This is a genomic window from Agrococcus casei LMG 22410, from assembly GCF_900163565.1.
GTDB lineage: Bacteria > Actinomycetota > Actinomycetes > Actinomycetales > Microbacteriaceae > Agrococcus > Agrococcus casei.
Genome location: NZ_FUHU01000026.1, coordinates 188,299 through 205,270, shown reverse-complemented (window position 1 = coordinate 205,270; position 16,972 = coordinate 188,299). Strand labels below are relative to the sequence as shown.

General features: G+C 65.2%; 17 protein-coding genes. 4 read left to right on the top strand and 13 right to left on the bottom strand.

What is annotated here, in order from left to right; genetic code table 11:
- Positions 1 to 107 precede the first annotated feature (107 nt).
- Positions 108 to 1,427, bottom strand: a complete 1,320-nt coding sequence (locus CZ674_RS05945) for a replication-associated recombination protein A (protein ID WP_086991604.1) — start codon at positions 1,425 to 1,427, stop codon at positions 108 to 110.
- A gap of 84 nt (positions 1,428 to 1,511) precedes the next feature.
- On the opposite strand from CZ674_RS05945, the gene CZ674_RS05940 reads away from it, so the two are divergent.
- The 3 genes from CZ674_RS05940 to CZ674_RS05930 all read left to right on the top strand — a co-directional run bounded on the left by CZ674_RS05940 (position 1,512) and on the right by CZ674_RS05930 (position 4,109).
- On the top strand, positions 1,512 to 2,306 hold the full coding sequence (locus tag CZ674_RS05940) for a peptidylprolyl isomerase (RefSeq protein ID WP_086991603.1): 795 nt from the start codon (positions 1,512 to 1,514) through the stop codon (positions 2,304 to 2,306).
- Positions 2,307 to 2,353: 47 nt separating this feature from the next.
- A complete protein-coding gene (locus CZ674_RS05935; RefSeq protein ID WP_086991602.1) occupies positions 2,354 to 3,577 on the top strand; it encodes a DUF349 domain-containing protein in 1,224 nt (407 codons plus the stop codon).
- Positions 3,578 to 3,674: 97 nt separating this feature from the next.
- Positions 3,675 to 4,109, top strand: coding sequence for a hypothetical protein (locus tag CZ674_RS05930; RefSeq protein ID WP_086991601.1), 435 nt, complete (start codon positions 3,675 to 3,677; stop codon positions 4,107 to 4,109).
- A gap of 9 nt (positions 4,110 to 4,118) precedes the next feature.
- On the opposite strand, the gene CZ674_RS05925 is transcribed toward CZ674_RS05930, so the two are convergent.
- The 9 genes from CZ674_RS05925 to CZ674_RS05885 are packed head-to-tail and all read right to left on the bottom strand — an operon-like array spanning position 4,119 to position 13,234.
- Positions 4,119 to 6,347: a RelA/SpoT family protein gene (locus CZ674_RS05925; RefSeq protein WP_327078616.1), complete on the bottom strand. Its 2,229-nt coding sequence runs from the start codon at positions 6,345 to 6,347 to the stop codon at positions 4,119 to 4,121.
- A 43-nt stretch (positions 6,348 to 6,390) separates the two neighbouring features.
- Positions 6,391 to 7,368: a protein translocase subunit SecF gene (secF, locus tag CZ674_RS05920; protein ID WP_086991599.1), complete on the bottom strand. Its 978-nt coding sequence runs from the start codon at positions 7,366 to 7,368 to the stop codon at positions 6,391 to 6,393.
- A gap of 2 nt (positions 7,369 to 7,370) precedes the next feature.
- Positions 7,371 to 9,179: a protein translocase subunit SecD gene (gene secD, locus CZ674_RS05915; protein WP_086991598.1), complete on the bottom strand. Its 1,809-nt coding sequence runs from the start codon at positions 9,177 to 9,179 to the stop codon at positions 7,371 to 7,373.
- Between the two features lie 3 nt (positions 9,180 to 9,182).
- Entirely contained in the window at positions 9,183 to 9,551 is a 369-nt protein-coding gene (locus tag CZ674_RS05910; protein WP_086991597.1) for a preprotein translocase subunit YajC, read from the bottom strand.
- 57 nt (positions 9,552 to 9,608) lie between these two features.
- On the bottom strand, positions 9,609 to 10,628 hold the full coding sequence (gene ruvB / locus CZ674_RS05905; protein WP_086991596.1) for a Holliday junction branch migration DNA helicase RuvB: 1,020 nt from the start codon (positions 10,626 to 10,628) through the stop codon (positions 9,609 to 9,611).
- On the bottom strand, positions 10,625 to 11,203 hold the full coding sequence (ruvA, locus tag CZ674_RS05900; protein WP_086991595.1) for a Holliday junction branch migration protein RuvA: 579 nt from the start codon (positions 11,201 to 11,203) through the stop codon (positions 10,625 to 10,627). Before ruvA ends, ruvB begins: the two co-directional genes overlap by 4 nt.
- Before the next feature lie 56 nt (positions 11,204 to 11,259).
- Positions 11,260 to 11,826, bottom strand: a complete 567-nt coding sequence (gene ruvC / locus CZ674_RS05895) for a crossover junction endodeoxyribonuclease RuvC (protein ID WP_086991594.1) — start codon at positions 11,824 to 11,826, stop codon at positions 11,260 to 11,262.
- A 4-nt stretch (positions 11,827 to 11,830) separates the two neighbouring features.
- Complete coding sequence (locus CZ674_RS05890; protein WP_086991593.1) at positions 11,831 to 12,595, bottom strand: YebC/PmpR family DNA-binding transcriptional regulator; 765 nt, start codon at positions 12,593 to 12,595, stop codon at positions 11,831 to 11,833.
- 27 nt (positions 12,596 to 12,622) lie between these two features.
- Positions 12,623 to 13,234, bottom strand: a complete 612-nt coding sequence (locus CZ674_RS05885; RefSeq protein WP_086991592.1) for a hypothetical protein — start codon at positions 13,232 to 13,234, stop codon at positions 12,623 to 12,625.
- 51 nt (positions 13,235 to 13,285) lie between these two features.
- Here CZ674_RS05885 and CZ674_RS05880 point away from each other — a divergent pair, with 51 nt between their 5' ends.
- A complete protein-coding gene (locus tag CZ674_RS05880; RefSeq protein ID WP_086991591.1) occupies positions 13,286 to 13,882 on the top strand; it encodes a hypothetical protein in 597 nt (198 codons plus the stop codon).
- Here CZ674_RS05880 and CZ674_RS05875 read toward each other — a convergent pair.
- The 3 genes from CZ674_RS05875 to CZ674_RS05865 all read right to left on the bottom strand — a co-directional run bounded on the left by CZ674_RS05875 (position 13,879) and on the right by CZ674_RS05865 (position 16,843).
- Entirely contained in the window at positions 13,879 to 14,400 is a 522-nt protein-coding gene (locus CZ674_RS05875) for an HIT family protein (RefSeq protein WP_086991787.1), read from the bottom strand. The two genes, CZ674_RS05880 and CZ674_RS05875, sit on opposite strands and share 4 nt — an antisense overlap.
- Positions 14,401 to 14,489: 89 nt before the next feature.
- A complete protein-coding gene (gene thrS / locus CZ674_RS05870) occupies positions 14,490 to 16,403 on the bottom strand; it encodes a threonine--tRNA ligase (RefSeq protein WP_234988473.1) in 1,914 nt (637 codons plus the stop codon).
- 41 nt (positions 16,404 to 16,444) lie between these two features.
- Positions 16,445 to 16,843 (bottom strand): DUF2127 domain-containing protein, encoded by a 399-nt coding sequence (locus CZ674_RS05865; RefSeq protein ID WP_086991589.1) that lies wholly within the window; start codon positions 16,841 to 16,843, stop codon positions 16,445 to 16,447.
- Positions 16,844 to 16,972: the final 129 nt, after the last annotated feature.

The window sequence follows — 16,972 nt, the reverse complement described above, 5'->3', positions numbered from 1 at the left end:
GATTGCAGTCTGCCGCGTGAGCGGCTGGCCGAGAAGGCCAAAGGAGACATGATGGATTGCATGCGGGATCGCACACAGTCTCCCAGGCTACCAGAAGTCGGGCCGATTCAGCGCTGGTCTCCCCGGAGGATCGCACGGATCTTCGCGAGCCGTGCAGTGATCTCGCGTTCGTACCCGTTCTGGGTCGGCGTGTAGTACTCGGTTCCGACCAGCTCATCGGGCAGATGCTGCTGCGTGGGCACGCTGTGCGGGGCGTCGTGCGCGTGCCGGTAGCCCTTGCCGTGACCGAGCCGCTTCGCGCCGGCGTAGTGCGCATCGCGAAGGTGCAGCGGCACGGCGCCGATGCGGCCGGCTCGGACGTCGACCTGCGCCTGGCCGATCCCCTTGTATGAGCGATCGGACTTCGGTGCGGTGGCCAGATAGACCGTGGCCTCGGCCAGCGGGATGCGTCCCTCGGGCATGCCGATCAGCTGCACCGCGTCGGCTGCGGCGACTGCGATGACCAGGCCCTGGGGGTCCGCCATGCCGATGTCCTCGCTCGCCGACACGATCAGGCGCCGGGCGATGAAGCGAGGGTCTTCGCCCGCCTCGATCATGCGTGCCAGGTAGTGCAGCGCGGCATCCGGGTCGGAGCCGCGCACAGACTTGATGAACGCGCTGATCACGTCGTAGTGCTCGTCGCCCGCGCGGTCGTAGCGGAGCAGCGCGCGGTCGACGCTGCTGGCGACGATGTCGGCAGTCACACGGGGTTCGTCGTCGGATGCGGCCCTTGCGGCCTGTGCCGCAGCCTCCAGTGTCGTGAGCGCTCGGCGGGCGTCCCCCTGTGAGAGGCGCACGATCGCAGCTCGCGCGTCGTCGTCGAGCGCGACGGAGCCGTCGAAGCCCCGCTGATCGCTCAGCGCCCGCTCGAGGAGCGTGACCAGATCGTCGTCTTCCAGCGGTCGAAGCGTCAGCAGCAGCGAACGCGACAGGAGCGGGGTGATGATGCTGAACGACGGGTTCTCGGTCGTCGCCGCTATCAGCGTGACCCAGCCGTTCTCGACGCCCGGCAGCAGCGCATCCTGCTGCGCCTTCGTGAATCTGTGGATCTCGTCGAGGAAGAGCACGGTGCCGTTCGAGAAGAGGTCGCGCTGGTTCAGGGCCTCCTCCATCACCTGGCGAACGTCCTTCACGCCCGCGGTCACGGCGGAGAGCTCGACGAACCGTCGCTCTGACGACTGCGCGATGGCCTGGGCGAGCGTCGTCTTGCCTGTGCCGGGAGGGCCCCACAGTATGACGGACTGGCTCGACGAGGATGTGCCTCCGGCGAGGTTGCGGAGGGCGGAGCCCGGCGAGAGCAGATGACCCTGTCCCACGACCTCGTCCAGACTCGTCGGTCGCATCCGCACCGCGAGGGGTGCCGCGGGCGCAGACGACGAGAAGCTCATGTCATCCAGCCTAAGCGACGCAGAGTGGCGCATAATTGCTGCGGCGGCCGATAGGCTTGCCGGAATCGGAAGGAGCCCACTGCAGTGGCATCGTCAAAGGAACAGCGCCGTCGCGTGCGCGACTATCAGGCGCGTCAGACCGTGCACGAGCACAAGCGCTCCCGTCGCCGTCGCGACAACATCATCGCCGTGATCGCAGTCGTGGTCGCGGGCGGACTCGGCACCGCAGCCACGCTCGCCTACAACTCTCAGCACGACGCCGACGTCGATGCATCAGAGTCGCAGACGACGCAGCCCACCGAGACAGGCTCGACAGAGCCCACGGCAACCGATGGCACGCGCACCGACGCTGTGCCGGATCCGTCGTACGCCGAGGACCGCACCTGGACCGGCACCATGGTCGTGAACGGCGTCGAACTCGCTGTCGAGCTCGACGGCGCAGCGGCTCCGCAGGCAGTGTCTGCCGTAGTCAAGAGCGCGCAGGACGGCTACTACGACGGCAAGGTCTGCCACCGCATGACCACGTCACCGGGCTTCGAGCTGCTGCAGTGCGGCTCCAAGGGCGGCGACGGCATGGGCGAGCCCGCCTTCCAGTACGGTCCGATCGAGAATGCTCCCGAAGACGACGCATACGCGGCAGGCACGATCGCCATGGCTCGTCAGTCGGGCAATGCCAACTCCAACGGCTACCAGTTCTTCATCGTCTACGGCGACACCTCGATCCCCAGCGACGCTGCAGGCGGCTACACCGTCATCGGCCAAGTGACCGGCGGCCTCGACCAGCTCAAGGACGACGTCGTCTCGCTCGGAGTCGAAGGCGACGCTCCTGACGGAACCCCCGTTGAGCCAGTATCCATAGAGTCGTTCATCGTCGAGTGACCCACACGGGTAGGCTTGACTGCGTTCACAGCACACAAGGGAAGTCCATGACTGAGCACCCATTCGGCAGAGTTGACGAGAGCGGAACCGTTTTCGTCAAGATCGGCGAAGACTGGCACGAAGTAGGCCAGTACCCAGACGGAACCCATGAAGAGGCTCTTGCCCTCTTCGAGCGCAAGTTCGCAGACCTCGAGGGCCAGGTTCGCCTGCTCGAGCAGCGAGTGCGCTCGGGCGCCAACGCGTCAGACGTCACCAAGTCGGCCGCAGCGCTGAAGCAGCAGGCCGATGAAGGACGAGCAGTCGGCGACTTCGTCAGCCTCCGCGCTCGCATCGATGCAGTCGTCGGTCGCACTGACGAGCTCTCGCAGCAGCAGCGTGCAGAGCAGCAGGAGAAGCTTGACGCAGCCATCGCCGAGCGCGAGTCGATCGTGGTCGAGGCCGAGAAGATCGCGGCGCGTGACCTCAGCAATGTGCAGTGGAAGCAGGTCTCGGCAGAGATCGACGAGCTCTTCGCGAAATGGAAGGCACACCAGGCCGCAGGGCCCCGTCTGCCCAAGTCGCAGAATGATGCCTTCTGGAAGCGCTTCCGCGCGGCACGCAACACGCTTGAGAGCGCGAGGCGCGAGTTCTTCTCAAAGCTCGACGGTCAGCACCGCGAGGCCAAGCAGGAGAAGCAGCGGCTCATCGAGAGCGCCAACGCGCTTGCCCCCAAGGGTGCCGACGGCATCGGCGAGTACCGCCGCCTCCTCGACAGCTGGAAGGCAGCCGGTCGTGCCGGCCGCAAGGTCGACGACGCGCTCTGGGCCGAGTTCAAGGCCGCCGGTGATGTGCTCTACGGAGCCAAGGCCGAGCAGCAGGCAGTCGAAGACGCCGCCTACACCGAGAACCTCGTCGCGAAGCAAGCTCTGCTCGAAGAGGCACAGCCCATCCTCAAGATCACCGATCGGGTCGCCGCTCGCAACGCGCTTCGCGGCATCCAGAAGCAGTGGGATGAGGTCGGCCATGTCCCCCGTGCCAGCATCCGCGACATGGAAGACGGTCTGCGCCGCATCGAGACGCACGTGAAGCAGCTCGACGAGAAGCACTGGGACTCGACGAATCCAGAGCGCAAGGCTCGCTCAGAGGGCCTCGCAGGCCAGCTCGAGGAGTCGATCGAGAAGCTCGAGGCCGACATCGGTGCGGCAGGATCCGACGCGAAGAAGGTCAAGCAGCTTGAAGACGAGCTCGCTACGAAGCGTCAGTGGCTTGAGGTCGCGCGCAAAGCAGGCTGACGTCCTGTAGGCGCAGCCTGCTCCTCACAGGACAGGTTGTCCACAGGCAGATCGATCGGCTCGACACGGCGACTGTGCATGGCGCATAGTGCTTTCCATGAGCCTGTCCACTGCCGAACTGTCTGCCATGCGCCTTGACGGCGAAGTCGTCCCCCTCGGCGACACGTTCGTGCACGCCCTGTCGGTGACGACGCCGGAGTCACGCGTCCGATCGCTCATGCTCACGATTCCGCACACCCATGTGCTCGCAGGACATGCGGCTGCCTGGGTTCATGGCTGCGCTGCGCTGCCAAGAATGCTCGACGTGCTGGTGCGCGCGCATGTTCGCCCTGTGCGACGCACAGACCCGCGCCTGCGCATCCGTCGTGAAGACCTGCACATCGACGACGACACGATGTGGATCGGCGGGATGCGCGTGCTGACTCGCGAGAAGACTGCGGCCGCGCTCCTGGCAGGCAGCGCGTGTGACGCTGACGACGAGTGGGCGGCGAGGCTGCTCATGGCAGAGCGGTGTTCTGCTGACCGCCCGTGACGGCGCAGGCTAGCCCGGCGTGACTCGATAGACGTCGTAGACGCCTTCGATGCGGCGCACGGCGTTCAGCACACTGTCAAGGTGGGTGATGTCGCCGATCTCGAAGCTGAAGCGCGAGATCGCCAGACGGTCGTTGCCGGTCTGCACGCTCGCCGAGAGGATGTTCACGTGGTATTCGGTGAGTGACTTCGTGACGTCTGAGAGCAGGCCAGAGCGATCGAGTGCCTCGACCTGGATGTTGACGAGGAACAGGCCGCCGAGGTTGTCAGACCAGGCGACCTCGATCATGCGGTCCGGCTGGTCGAAGAGCGAGCCGACATTCGGGCACTGGCGCTGGTGCACGCTGACGCCCTGGCCGCGGGTGACGAAGCCCACGATGTCGTCGCCTGGCACGGGCGCACAGCACTTTGCGAGCTTGACGAGGATGTCGGGGGCGCCGCGCACGAGCACGCCGGAGTTCGAGCTCACTGGCTGGGTGTGCGTTGTGGGAGGGGTCTGGACGACGTCGGTGTCCTGCTCGTCGTCCACTCCGAGCGACGCAAGCACCTTCTCGAGCACCGACTGGCTCGACACGTGGCCCTCGCCGACGGCCGCGTAGAGGGCCGTAACGTCTTCGTAGCGCAGAGTCGCAGCGACTTCCTGCAGGCTCTCGCCTGTCATCAGCTTCTGCAGCGGCAGGTTGTGGCGGCGCATCGCCTTCGCGATGGCGTCGCGACCGACCTCGACGGCTTCATCACGACGCTCACGCGTGAACCACTGCCGGATCTTGTTGCGGGCTCGAGCGCTCTTGACGAAGTTCTGCCAGTCCTTGCTGGGGCCGGCGTCGGGGTTCTTCGACGTGTAGATCTCGATGACGTCGCCGGTGACCAGCTGTGTGTCGAGCGGCACGAGCCTGCCGTTGACCTTCGACCCCATCGTGCGGTGGCCCACCTCGGTGTGCACCGCATACGCGAAGTCGACAGGCGTCGCCTCAGCCGGCAGCCCAACGACCTTGCCCTTCGGCGTGTAGACGTAGAGCTCCTTCGCTCCGATCTCATAGCGCAGCGAGTCGAGGAACTCGCTCGGGTCGTCGGTCTCCTTCTGCCAGTCGTTGATGTGCGCGAGCCACGCCATGTCCTGGTTGCCGACATCGCTGTGCGTGCCCTGCTTGTACTTCCAGTGTGCTGCGACGCCGAGCTCAGCTCTGCGGTGCATGTCCTCGGTGCGGATCTGGATCTCGACGTGGCGGCCGCCCGGCCCGATGACGGTCGTGTGCAGCGACTGGTACAGGTTGTACTTGGGTGTTGCGATGTAGTCCTTCATGCGGCCCGGCATGGGACGCCATCGCGCATGCACAGCGCCGAGCACGGCGTAGCAGTCACGCACGGTGTTCACGATCACGCGGACGCCCACGAGGTCGTAGATGTCGCTGAACTCATGGCCTCGGGTTCGCATCTTCTGGTAGATCGAGTAGTACTGCTTCGGACGCCCGGCGACTCGGCCCTTGATCTTCGACTCGCGCAGGTCGTCGGTGAGCTGCTGCAGGACGATGTTCATGTAGTCGTCACGCTGCGGCGCCCGGGCTTCGACGAGGTTCTTGACTTCGACGTAGACCTTGGGCTGCAGCACGGCGAAGGAGAGGTCTTCGAGTTCGGTCTTGATGGTCTGGATGCCGAGGCGATGCGCCAGAGGAGCATAGATCTCGAGCGTCTCGCGGGCCTTGCGCTTGGCGCTCTCGCCGGTCACGAAGCCCCAGGTTCTGGCATTGTGCAGACGGTCGGCGAGCTTGATGACCAGCACACGGATGTCTTTCGACATCGCGACGATCATCTTGCGAACGGTCTCGGCCTGCGCAGACTCACCGTACTTGAGCTTGTCGAGCTTCGTGACGCCGTCGACGAGCATGGCGATCTCGTCGCCGAAGTCGTCACGACACTGGTCGAGGGTGTAGTCGGTGTCCTCCACCGTGTCATGGAGCAGGGCCGCTGCGATCGTCACGGCGCCGATGCCGAGATCCGCAAGGATCTGCGCGACCGCGACAGGGTGGCTGATGTACGGCTCGCCGCTCTTGCGAAACTGACCCTCGTGTGCGCGCTCAGCGAGGATGAAGGCTCTCTGGATGAGCCCCACATCCGCCTTCGGCTGGTGCTGTTTGACCGTCTTGATCAGGGCGTCGATGGCGCCTGCACGGCTCGAACGCGAGAACAGGAAGGGCAGGAGCGTGCGGAACCCACCGGTCGCATTCGACGTGTCGCTCACTGCACCTCCCTGTTGAAGCGTTGGATGCTCGCAGATGCGAGCGTCAGACCACCGCCCCGCGCTCCTGCTTGCGCTTGGATTCAGTGGCGATGGACTCGCCCTTTCGAAGCTGAGCATAGAACGGCGCTGCGATGAAGATTGTCGACCATGTTCCCACAAACATTCCGATGAGGAGCGCAAGCGCGATGTCGCGCAGCGTGCCTGCACCGAGGACGAATGCCCCGATGAACAGAATGGATGCGACGGGAAGCAGTGCGACGACGCTCGTGTTGATGGAGCGCATCAGGGTCTGGTTGACGGCCAGGTTGATGTTCTCGTCGTAGCTTCCGGAGCTGCCAGGGGCCGTGTTCTCACGGATCTTGTCGAAGACCACCACGGTGTCGTACAGCGAGTACGCCATGATCGTCAGGAATCCGATGAGCGCTGCCGGAGTCACCTCGAAGCCCACGATGCCGTAGACACCGGCGGTCACGACCATGTCGAACCCGAGCGCGACGAGCGCAGCGACTGACATCTTCCAGGTGCGGAAGTACAGCGCCATGACCAAGGCAGCGAGGGCGATGAAGATCAGCAGGGCGCGGAGGCCCTGGTTCGAGACGTCCTGGCCCCACGAGGGCCCGATGTGCGATGACGTGACGTCGCCGGACTCGACTCCGTACTCGCTCGCAATCTGGTCCTTGATCGCATTGGTCTGGTCGTCGTCTACGGACGAGCTCTCAATGCGCAGGCCGTCTTGACCGAGGTTGGAGACGATGTAGTCGTTCTCGTCGACGTGCTGCTCGAGGATCGCCTCTGCCGGCTCGATGTCGACAGGACCGCCGTCGGTCTGGATGCCGCTGACGCGGAATTCGCTGCCTCCGGTGAATTCGATGCCGAGCTGGAACCCGCCGCGAACGAGTGTGCCGACGATGCAGATCAGCATGATGACCGCTGCGATCGTGAACCACGTCTTGCGCTTGCCGACGAACGGATAGGACTTCTCGCCCGTGTAGAGCTTGTTTCCGAACTGTGTGATGCTCATTGTCAGTCCTCACGCTCCTGTGCAGAGACCTTCTTGCGTTCGGCTATTGTCTGCCTGCGCGTGGCTTCCTTGGCGCTCTTGGCCCGCTTGCCCGAGGCCTCCGGCTTGCGGAACTGGGCACGACCTCGGTAGACGGCACCGAGTGCGTCTGGGTTCAGGCCTGACCAGGGGTGGCCGCCGCCGAAGAACTTCGTGCGCGCCAGCATCTGCAGCACGGGATGCGTGAACAGTGCGACCACGACGAAGTCGATGACCGTTGTCACGCCCAGTGTGAAGGCGAACCCTCGCACATTTCCGACCGCGAGGAGATACAGCACTGCAGCCGCGAGGAAGTTGATCGCGTCTGAGGCCAGAATCGTTCGAACGGCACGCTGCCAGCCGGACTCAACAGCATTGATGAGCATCTTGCCGTCTCGCAGCTCGTCTCGAACGCGTTCGAAGTAGACGATGAAGGAGTCGGCAGTGATGCCGATCGCGACCATGAGTCCTGTGACCCCGGCAAGCGAGAGTCTGTACCCCTGGACGCTGGAGAGCAGCGTGATCACGAGATACGTCAGGCCGGCTGCGACAACCAGTGACGCCACCGTCACGAGGCCGAGCAGTCGGTACTGGAACAGCGAATAGATGACGACGAGGATCAGGCCGATGAGACCGGCGATGAGGCCGCCCATGAGCTGCGACTCACCGAGTCGAGGCGAGATGTTCTCTTCGGACTGCACCTGGAAGCCGATGGGCAGCGCACCGAACTTCAGCTGGTCTGCAAGAGCCTCTGCACCCTCCTGGGTGTAGCCACCTGTGATCCGCGCCTGTCCGTTGCTGATGACCACGTTTGACTGCGGTGCGATCAGCACAGTGTTGTCGAGCACGACCGCGAACTGGTTGCGCGGCTGCTCGAGAGAGGTGATGCGCTGGGTGACGGAGTGGAATGCCTCGGAGCCTTCGCCGTTGAACTCGAGGTTGACGGCCCACTCCCCTGTCGGAATGCCCTGCTGCGTGGGCACCTGACCGGCGTTCGCGTCGGCGATATCAGCGCCTTCGACCTCGACAGGACCGAGGATGTACTTGACCGTGTTGTCGGTGTCGCACGTGACGACAGCCTCGTCAGAGGGCATGGGCTTCGTGCGGTCGACCATGTCACAGGTGAATGCCGCGAACTCATTGGCGAGGTCTTCTGTCACCCATGCGGGGTCAGAGGGGTTCTCGGGCTCTGGCTGCTCGGCAGGCTCGCTGGGAGCGGGGTCGCTCTCAGTGGGCTCGTCAGTCGGTTCTTCGGTCTCAGTGGCGATCTCAGATCCGCCGCCTTCGCCGCTCTCAGCTGGCTCTGACTCGGCAGGGTCGCTCTGGGCAGGATCACTCACAGCAGGATCGGTCTCTGCAGGATCGCCGGTGGCGCTGGGGTCGACCGGCTGCTGTGCCGGACCGGCTGCAGCCATGACGAGCACGGAACGGAACTCCATCTTGGCGCTTGCCATGAGTCGCTCGCGAGTGGCCTGGTCAGGCGTGCCCGGAATCGAGACGACGATGTTCTGGCCGCCCTGCGTGGTGATCTCTGCTTCAGAGACTCCCGACGCGTTGACGCGCTGACGCATGATGCCGACTGCCTGCTGTAGCTGCTCTGACGAGACTGAGGTGCCCTCTTCGGTGAGCGGCGCCAGCATGATCTGGGTGCCGCCCTCGAGGTCGAGGGCGAGCTTGGGGTTCCAGCTGCCGTCTTCGGTCTGAACTGCATACAGGTTGAGGCCGGCGACCGCCGCAGCGATCACGAACAGCCAAATGAGCGCGCGTCCGACGCGCGTGCGATTCTTGGCCAACAGTTAGTCCTCTCGGCTGCTTTCAGCCGACGAGTCGGTCTCGGGGTCGATGCTGGAGTCGGTGTCTTCTTCGACGACCTGAGCCAGGATCTGACGGTGGACGACGAGCTCTACGCCGGGCGAGACCTCAATGCCTGCCTGCAGCTTCTCGTCGTCGATCCAGAGCAGTGTTCCGAAGATGCCGCTGGAGGTCATGATGCGCTTGCCCGGAACCATCTTGGTCTGGAGCTCAGCTGCCTGAGCCTTGCGCTTGCGGCTGCTGCGGACCATGAAGATGATGAGCACCACGAGCAGCAGCAGCATGATGATGGTGAGCGGATCAAACGTGAAGCCGCCGCCCTGCTGGTTAGTGGTCTCTGTGAGTAGGTGCATGAAGTCCGTGGCCTCCCGAAGTCTTGTGTACCCGGTTTCAGGCACAATACCTACCGATCATACGCCATCGAGTTGATCAGGCGAACCGTCGATTCCGGTGTGCCGGAGCCCCTCAGACGTGAGCATTCGTCCGCGCGGAGTGCGGGCGAGCAGGCCTTCGCGAACCAGATACGGCTCGACGACGCTTTCGATCGTCTCTGCCTCTTCGCCGACGCTGGCTGCGAGCGTGGTGAGCCCGACTGGCCCGCCCTTGAAGCTCTTGGCGATCGCCTCGAGCACGCTGCGGTCGAGTCGGTCGAGCCCGTAGGCGTCGACATCGTAGAGCTCAAGGGCCCCGTGGACGGCCTCGATGTCGGACGACCCCTCATGGACGAGCTTCCAGTCGCGCACGCGTCGCAGCAGCCTGTTGGCAATTCTCGGTGTTCCGCGGGAGCGCTTCGCGAGTTCGGCGGCAGCGGCACTCGTCAGCTGGATGTCGAGCATGCCAGCAGATCTCGTCACGACGCGAGTGAGGTCTTCTGCCGAATAGAACTCGAGGTGCGCGGTGAATCCGAATCGGTCGCGCAGCGGGGCAGGCAGCATGCCCGATCGCGTGGTGGCGGCGACGAGAGTGAACGGCGAGAGCTCGAGCGGCACAGAGGCGGCCCCTGCTCCCTTGCCGACCATGATGTCGATGCGGAAGTCTTCCATGGCGAGGTACAGCATCTCTTCTGCGCTCTTCGCCATGCGGTGGATCTCGTCGACGAACAGCACCTCGCCTGGCACGAGTGCGCTGAGCACCGCGGCGAGATCGCCTGCGTGCTGGATCGCCGGCCCTGAGGCCATGCGAACAGCACGTCCTGACTCGTTGCCGATGATCATCGCGAGTGTCGTCTTGCCCAGCCCGGGAGGACCAGCCAGGAGGATGTGATCCGGTGCGCGCTGCTGTAGCGCAGCGGCCTTGAGCAGCAGCTCGAGCTGGCCGCGCACTCGCGGCTGGCCGACGAACTCCGCGAGGGTCTCAGGACGCAGCGCGCCCTCGAAGGCGAGCTCTTCGACCGATGCCTCGGGCTGCAGCGGCGAGGCCTCGTCGGTCATCGGCGTGCCCCGAGCGACTGCAGGGCGGCGCGGAGCAGCGCAGAGCTGTCGCCGGCAAGCTCGGGCTGGTCTCTGACGAGCGTCTCGACGGTCTGCGTGGCCTTGGCCTCCTGCCACCCGAGGCCGACGAGAGCCTCGACCATGTCGGAGGAGCCGGATGCGGGGGCACTCGACTGGACGATCACCTTGCCGCTCAGCTGCACGATGATCAGGCGGGCAGTCTTGGGGCCGATGCCGGGCACTGGCTTGAACGCCGCCTCATCGCCGGCGGAGACTGCCTGTGCGAGCCCGTCGGTGCCGAGTGTGGCCAGCACCGCCATTGCGCTCTTGGGGCCGACGCCCGACACGGAGGTCAGCAGGCCGAAGGTGCCGAGGTCGCCCTCATCTGCGAAGCCGTAGAGCGACAGGTCGTCTTCTTTCACGACCAGCTTGGTGTGCAGAGCCATCGACGAGCCGACGCGGGCGGCAGCGGAGACCGCCGGTGCGACGGCAACTGAGAAGCCGACGCCCTGCACCGACAGCACGAGTGAAGTCGGGGCCACGCGAACCACGCTGCCCTCGAGGTAGGAGATCATGCTGACAGTCTAGAAAGCACCTGTGACACGCGATGGATCACGCTCGGCCAGCCGAACTATCGGCGGCGCTTCGCCTGTGCCTCGGCCGCTGCCCAGGCCTTCTGCGCGGGCGTCGGCTGAGAACCGGAATCGCGGCGCACCGCCCCCGTTCTGACGACAGCCCTGCCGTGCGTGATCGCAAGTGCCAGCGCATCCGCCGCGTCTGCGGGCTTCGGCGCTTCTGCCAGCCGCAGCAGCCGACGCACCATCTCGGCGACCTGCGCCTTCTCAGCGGCTCCGTAGCCGGTGACAGCGGCCTTCACCTCGGTCGGGGTGAGCATGACGATCGGAATGTCTCGTTCGGCCGCGGCGCGCAGCACGATGCCGGAGACCTGTGCGACGCCCATGACCGAGTGCAGGTTCTGCTGGGCGAACACGCGCTCGAGCGCGATGGCGTCGGGCGCATGCTCGTCGATCGCGGCCTCGACCTCGCGGCCGAGCTTCATGAGCCGATGCTCGATGCTCATCTCGGGTGCAGACCGCAGCACGGAGTAGTGCACGAGCCGCTGCGTCTGGCCGGTCGTGTCGACGACACCGATCCCGAGGCGAGTCAGCCCCGGGTCGATGCCGACAACGCGAGGCATTGCGCTAGTCGTCGTCTTCGTCGAGCTCTTCCTGCACCGATGCTGGGATGTCGTAGTTGGCGTAGACGTTCTGCACGTCGTCGCTGTCTTCGAGGGCATCGATGAGCTGGAAGATCTTGCGTGCGGTCGGTGCGTCGACCTCGACGCGCAGGTTGGGCACGAACTCGGGCTCTGCCGAGTCGTAGTCGATGCCGGCGTCCTGCAGGGCGGTGCGCACTGCTACGAGGTCTGTCGCCTCGCTGATGACTTCGAAGCCGCCGCCCTGGTCGGTGACCTCTTCTGCGCCGGCGTCGAGGACTGCGAGCAGGATGTCGTCTTCGGTCAGGTCATCGGTCTTGGTGATCGACACGACGCCCTTGCGGTTGAAGTTGTAGGCGACCGAGCCCGGGTCTGCCATGTTGCCGTTGTTGCGCGTCATCGCGATGCGCACCTCTGCGGCAGCGCGGTTGCGGTTGTCGGTGAGGCACTCGATCATGAGTGCGACGCCGCCGGGGGCGTATCCCTCGTACATGATCGCGTCATACTGCACGGACTCGCCTGTGAGGCCCGCGCCGCGCTTGATGGCACGGTCGATGTTGTCGTTCGGAACACTCGACTTCTTCGCCTTGGTGACCGCGTCTGCGAGCGTCGGGTTGCCTGCGAAGTCGGGCCCTCCCATCTTTGCTGCGACCTCGATGCCCTTGGTGAGCTTCGCGAAGGCCTTCGCGCGTTTCGAGTCGAGCGCCGCCTTCTTGTGCTTGGTGGTCGCCCACTTGGAGTGGCCTGACATGTGTCCTCCTTCAGACTGCGAACTCCGTCATTCTACGTGGCGTGCGCCGCGATGCCCGAACGAGCGCAGCTGGATGGCGGCGAGGGCGTCGCGCACGGCGTCGTCGTGATGCAGGGCGCGGGCCGGACGGGGATGGATGCGCAGCACGGCATCCGCAGGCGCCAGGGCGAGTGCGCGCTCGGCCAGCAGGTCAAGGCCGCCCTCCGATCTGGCGAGCTTTGCGGTCTCGAGGCTCTTCGCTGCGAACGACACCCGCCACGGCAGCCACGCGATGAGCACGCAGACGAGGGGCAGAATCGCGATCAGCGTCCATGCGAGCCCAGCGAAGTCGGTGACAGCCTGCTGCAGCTGCGCGCCGGCTTCGGTCAGCTGATCGGGAATGACGACGCTGCCTTCGAGAGTGTCACCGAGCGCCGGCCCGACGAACGGGATCTGCCGCACCTGATCCGCGAACCCGTGCAGCACATCCGTGATGTCTGCTCCCGCGTCGATGAGATCGGTGCCGTACTGCCGGTACTCGAGAATCTGTGAGCGCACGCGGCCGGCCGTGACGAACGCGATGATGGTCGCTGCGAGGGCAACGACATCGGCAATGATCTGCCTGATGAGCCTGGGACGCAGCAGGGAGTAGATTCGCATGCTGAGAGTCAACCAGGAATCGGCCGTCGGCCGCCGAGTAGGCTTGCATGCATGCGACGGGTTGCACAGGTCACCATAGACATCACTCCCGGACTGCCGTGGTGGTTCGGAATCGCGGTGATCGTCGTCACAGCCCTGGCGGTGATCGGCATTGTGCAGCTTGCGGCCGATGTGATCGCCCAGGCGCGAATCAAGAACGCACGTGAGCGCGAGGCCAGGTGGCGCGGGCCTCAGACGCTTGCGGCGATCTGTGCGGGTGTTGCTGCCGCGGTGCTCGTCGGCTTCAACGTGCAGCCGATCTGGTACATCTTCAACCCAGACCTGCAGCCGCCGACCGTCAATGCGCAGGAGGTGCGCGACGAGTTCGCAGACCAGGGAGCGGCTTCTCTCGAGCTTCGCGAGACGGATCCACCGAACTCGCTGGTCATGCTCGATGAGGACGCCTGGAACGAGGAGCGTCCACTGGAGCACCTGCTCGCGTGCGATGCCGGGCAGCACCCGCAGGCCGGCCACTACCCCGCCTACGACGACTTCAACTGGGATCTGCCGGTGCAGTACTCAGCCGACGGCGAGACGGTCGGCGCGATGCTCGAGCGAACCGTGGCCGACGGCGCCTGCATCTTCGAACTGGTGCCTGTCGACGCCTAGTCTTTCGGCCAGGCGGCCTGGAGCTCGGCGCGAATCTCTTCGATGAGCCTCGGGATCGCCTTCGTCTTCGCGATGATCGGGAAGAAGTTCGAGTCGAGGGCCCAGCGCGGAACGATGTGCTGGTGCAGGTGATCGGCGATGCCGGCTCCGGCGATGCGCCCCTGATTCATGCCGATGTTGAAGCCGTCGCACCGTGAGGTCTCGCCCAGCACGCGCATGGCAGTCTGCGTGAGCGCGCCGATCTCGGCAATCTCGTCGGCGTTGGCCTGGTCGTAGGTGCCGATGTGACGGTACGGGTTCACCATGATGTGACCCGTGTTGTACGGGTACAGGTTCATGATCACGTAGGCGTGCTCGCCGCGGTGCACGATGAGGCCGTCCTCGTCGGCCAGCGTCGGCGCGAGGCAGAACGGGCACGCGTCGGCGTCGGGCATCTGGCCCGACTTGATGTAGACCATCCGGTACGGCGTCCAGAGGCGCTGGAACTCGTCGGGCACTCCCCCGATCTCAGACGACATCCACGTGGGCGCTCCGGCCTCGCGGCTCGGGTCGTCGGGCGTCGGGTAGTCCTCGGGGTTCTGCGAGAGTCCGGATGGGTTGTCTGTCATCAGACGTGGGCCTTCGTCTCGATCGCCTCGACGATGCGCTCGATGGCCTCGTCGACGGGGATGCCGTTGTCTTGGCGGCCGTCGCGGTACCTGAACGAGACGCTGCCGGCCTCGACGTCGGTGGCACCGGCGATGATCTGGAACGGCACCTTCTGCATGGTGTGGTTGCGGATCTTCTTCTGCATGCGCTCGTCTGAATGGTCTACTTCGATGCGTACTCCGCGCATCCGCAGCTTCGCGGCGACGTCTTCGAGGTAGCCGGCGAAGTCCTGGGCGACGGGGATGCCGACCGCCTGCACGGGCGCGAGCCACACAGGGAAGGCGCCAGCGTAGTGCTCGAGCAGGATCGCGAAGAACCGCTCGATCGAGCCGAAAAGGGCGCGGTGGATCATGATCGGGCGCTGCTTCGAGCCGTCAGCGGCGGTGTACTCGAGGCCGAAGCGCTCGGGCAGGTTGAAGTCGAGCTGCACGGTCGAGAGCTGCCACGAGCGTCCGATGGCGTCGGTGATCTTGAGGTCGATCTTGGGGCCGTAGAAGGCTGCCTCGCCCTCCTCCTCGACGAACTCGAGACCGGAGGACTGCGCGACACGGCGCAGCGCATCCGTCGCCGTCGTCCAGACCCCTTCGTCGCCGATCCACTTCTCCTTCTCGTCGTCGCGCTTCGAGAGCTCGAGACGGAACTCGGTGAGGCCGAAGTCCTTCAGCAGGTCGATGACGAATCCGAGGACGTTGGTGACTTCCTCCTCGATCTGGTCGGGACGCACGAACAGGTGCGCGTCGTCCTGCGTGAAGCCGCGCACGCGCGTCAGGCCGTGGAGGGCGCCGGAGAACTCGTTGCGGTAGACGGTGCCGTTCTCAGCGAAGCGAAGCGGAAGCTCGCGGTAGCTGCGCGCGCGATCCTTGTAGATGAGGATGTGCATCGGGCAGTTCATGGGCTTGAGGTAGTACTCGGCGCCCCGTTTGGTGATGTTGCCCTCGTCGTCGCGCTCTTCGTCCATGAGGATCGGCGGCCAGATGCCCTCGCCGTAGGTCTGCAGGTGACCCGAGGTCTCGAACAGGTCGCTCTTGGTGATGTGGGGCGTGTAGACGTAGGTGTAGCCGCGCTCGATGTGACGCTTGCGCGCGTGCTGCTCCATCTCGCCGCGTGTGACTGCGCCCTTGGGGTGCCACAGCGACAGGCCGGAGCCGACCTCTTCGGGGAACGAGAACAGGTCGAGTTCGCGGCCGAGTTTGCGGTGGTCGCGCTTCGCGGCCTCTTCGAGCCGGGTGATGTAAGCGCGCAACTCGTCTTTCGTGGGCCAAGCGGTTCCGTAGATGCGCTGCAGCTGCGGGCGGTCGGTCTTGCCTCGCCAGTATGCGCCAGCGACACGCATGAGCGAGAAGCCGTTCGCGATCATACGCGTGTTCGGCAGGTGGGGACCCTGGCAGAGGTCCTTCCAGACGGTGTCACCGCTCTTCGGGTCGACGTTGTCATAGATCGTGAGCTCGCCGGCACCGACCTCGACCGAGGCGCCTTCGGCGGCCTTCTCAGCGTTGGGGCCCTTGAGCCCGATCAGCTCGAGCTTGTACGGCTCGTCAGCGAGCTCTTCGCGCGCCTGCTCTTCGGTCACCACGCGGCGCACGAAACGCTGCCCTGACTTGATGATGCGCTGCATCTCCTGCTGGAGGCCCTTGAAGTCTTCAGGCGAGAACTTCTCTTCGAGGTCGAAGTCGTAGTAGAAGCCGTCCTGAATGGGCGGGCCGATACCGAGACGAGCGTCAGGGTTGGTCTTCTGCACTGCCTGCGCGAGCACGTGCGCTGCGGAGTGGCGCAGAATGCTGAGGCCGTCGTCGGAGTCGATCGTGACCGGTTCAGGCGTCGTGCCTTCCGGAACCTCTCGGGCGAGGTCGAGCAGCTTGCCGTCGATGCGCATGGCAACAACGGCCCGGTCAGTGAAGAGATCGAATCCTGTGGTCACTCGTCCATCGTAGTCGCTCGGCGGAGGCTGTCATCCGGTCGTGAATACAGGGTCGGACGTATGCGCGAGTCGCCGAACCAGCCAGAGAGCAGCAGCACGAGGGCGGTGCCGGCGAAGAGGCCGTCGACGAGTCCCGGCGGCAGCATGAAGATCATCAGCATGAGCGTCAGCACGCAGTTGACGAGGGTCAGCCAGAGCCCCCAGAGGCGCCCGCGCCAGAGTGCGACTCCCCCGATGATGCGCAGCGATGCGAACACGCCGCTCATGGCCATCATCAGGTAGAGGTTCTCCTGCAGGTACGGCAGCGCGAAGATCTCGACCCGATCCGTGATCGCAGCCTGCGGCACTCGAAGGGCGAGGAGCACGATGAGGCCGATGGCGACAGAGCCCTCCATGAGTGCGCCTTGGGCGATCTGGAGGGAGGCGGCGACTCTCAGTCTGCGGGGGACTGCGCGGGCGGAATGCACCATCCCAGCCTAGACAGTCGCACGCGCCATGGACTCGGCAGTCCCGGGTCCGCAGAG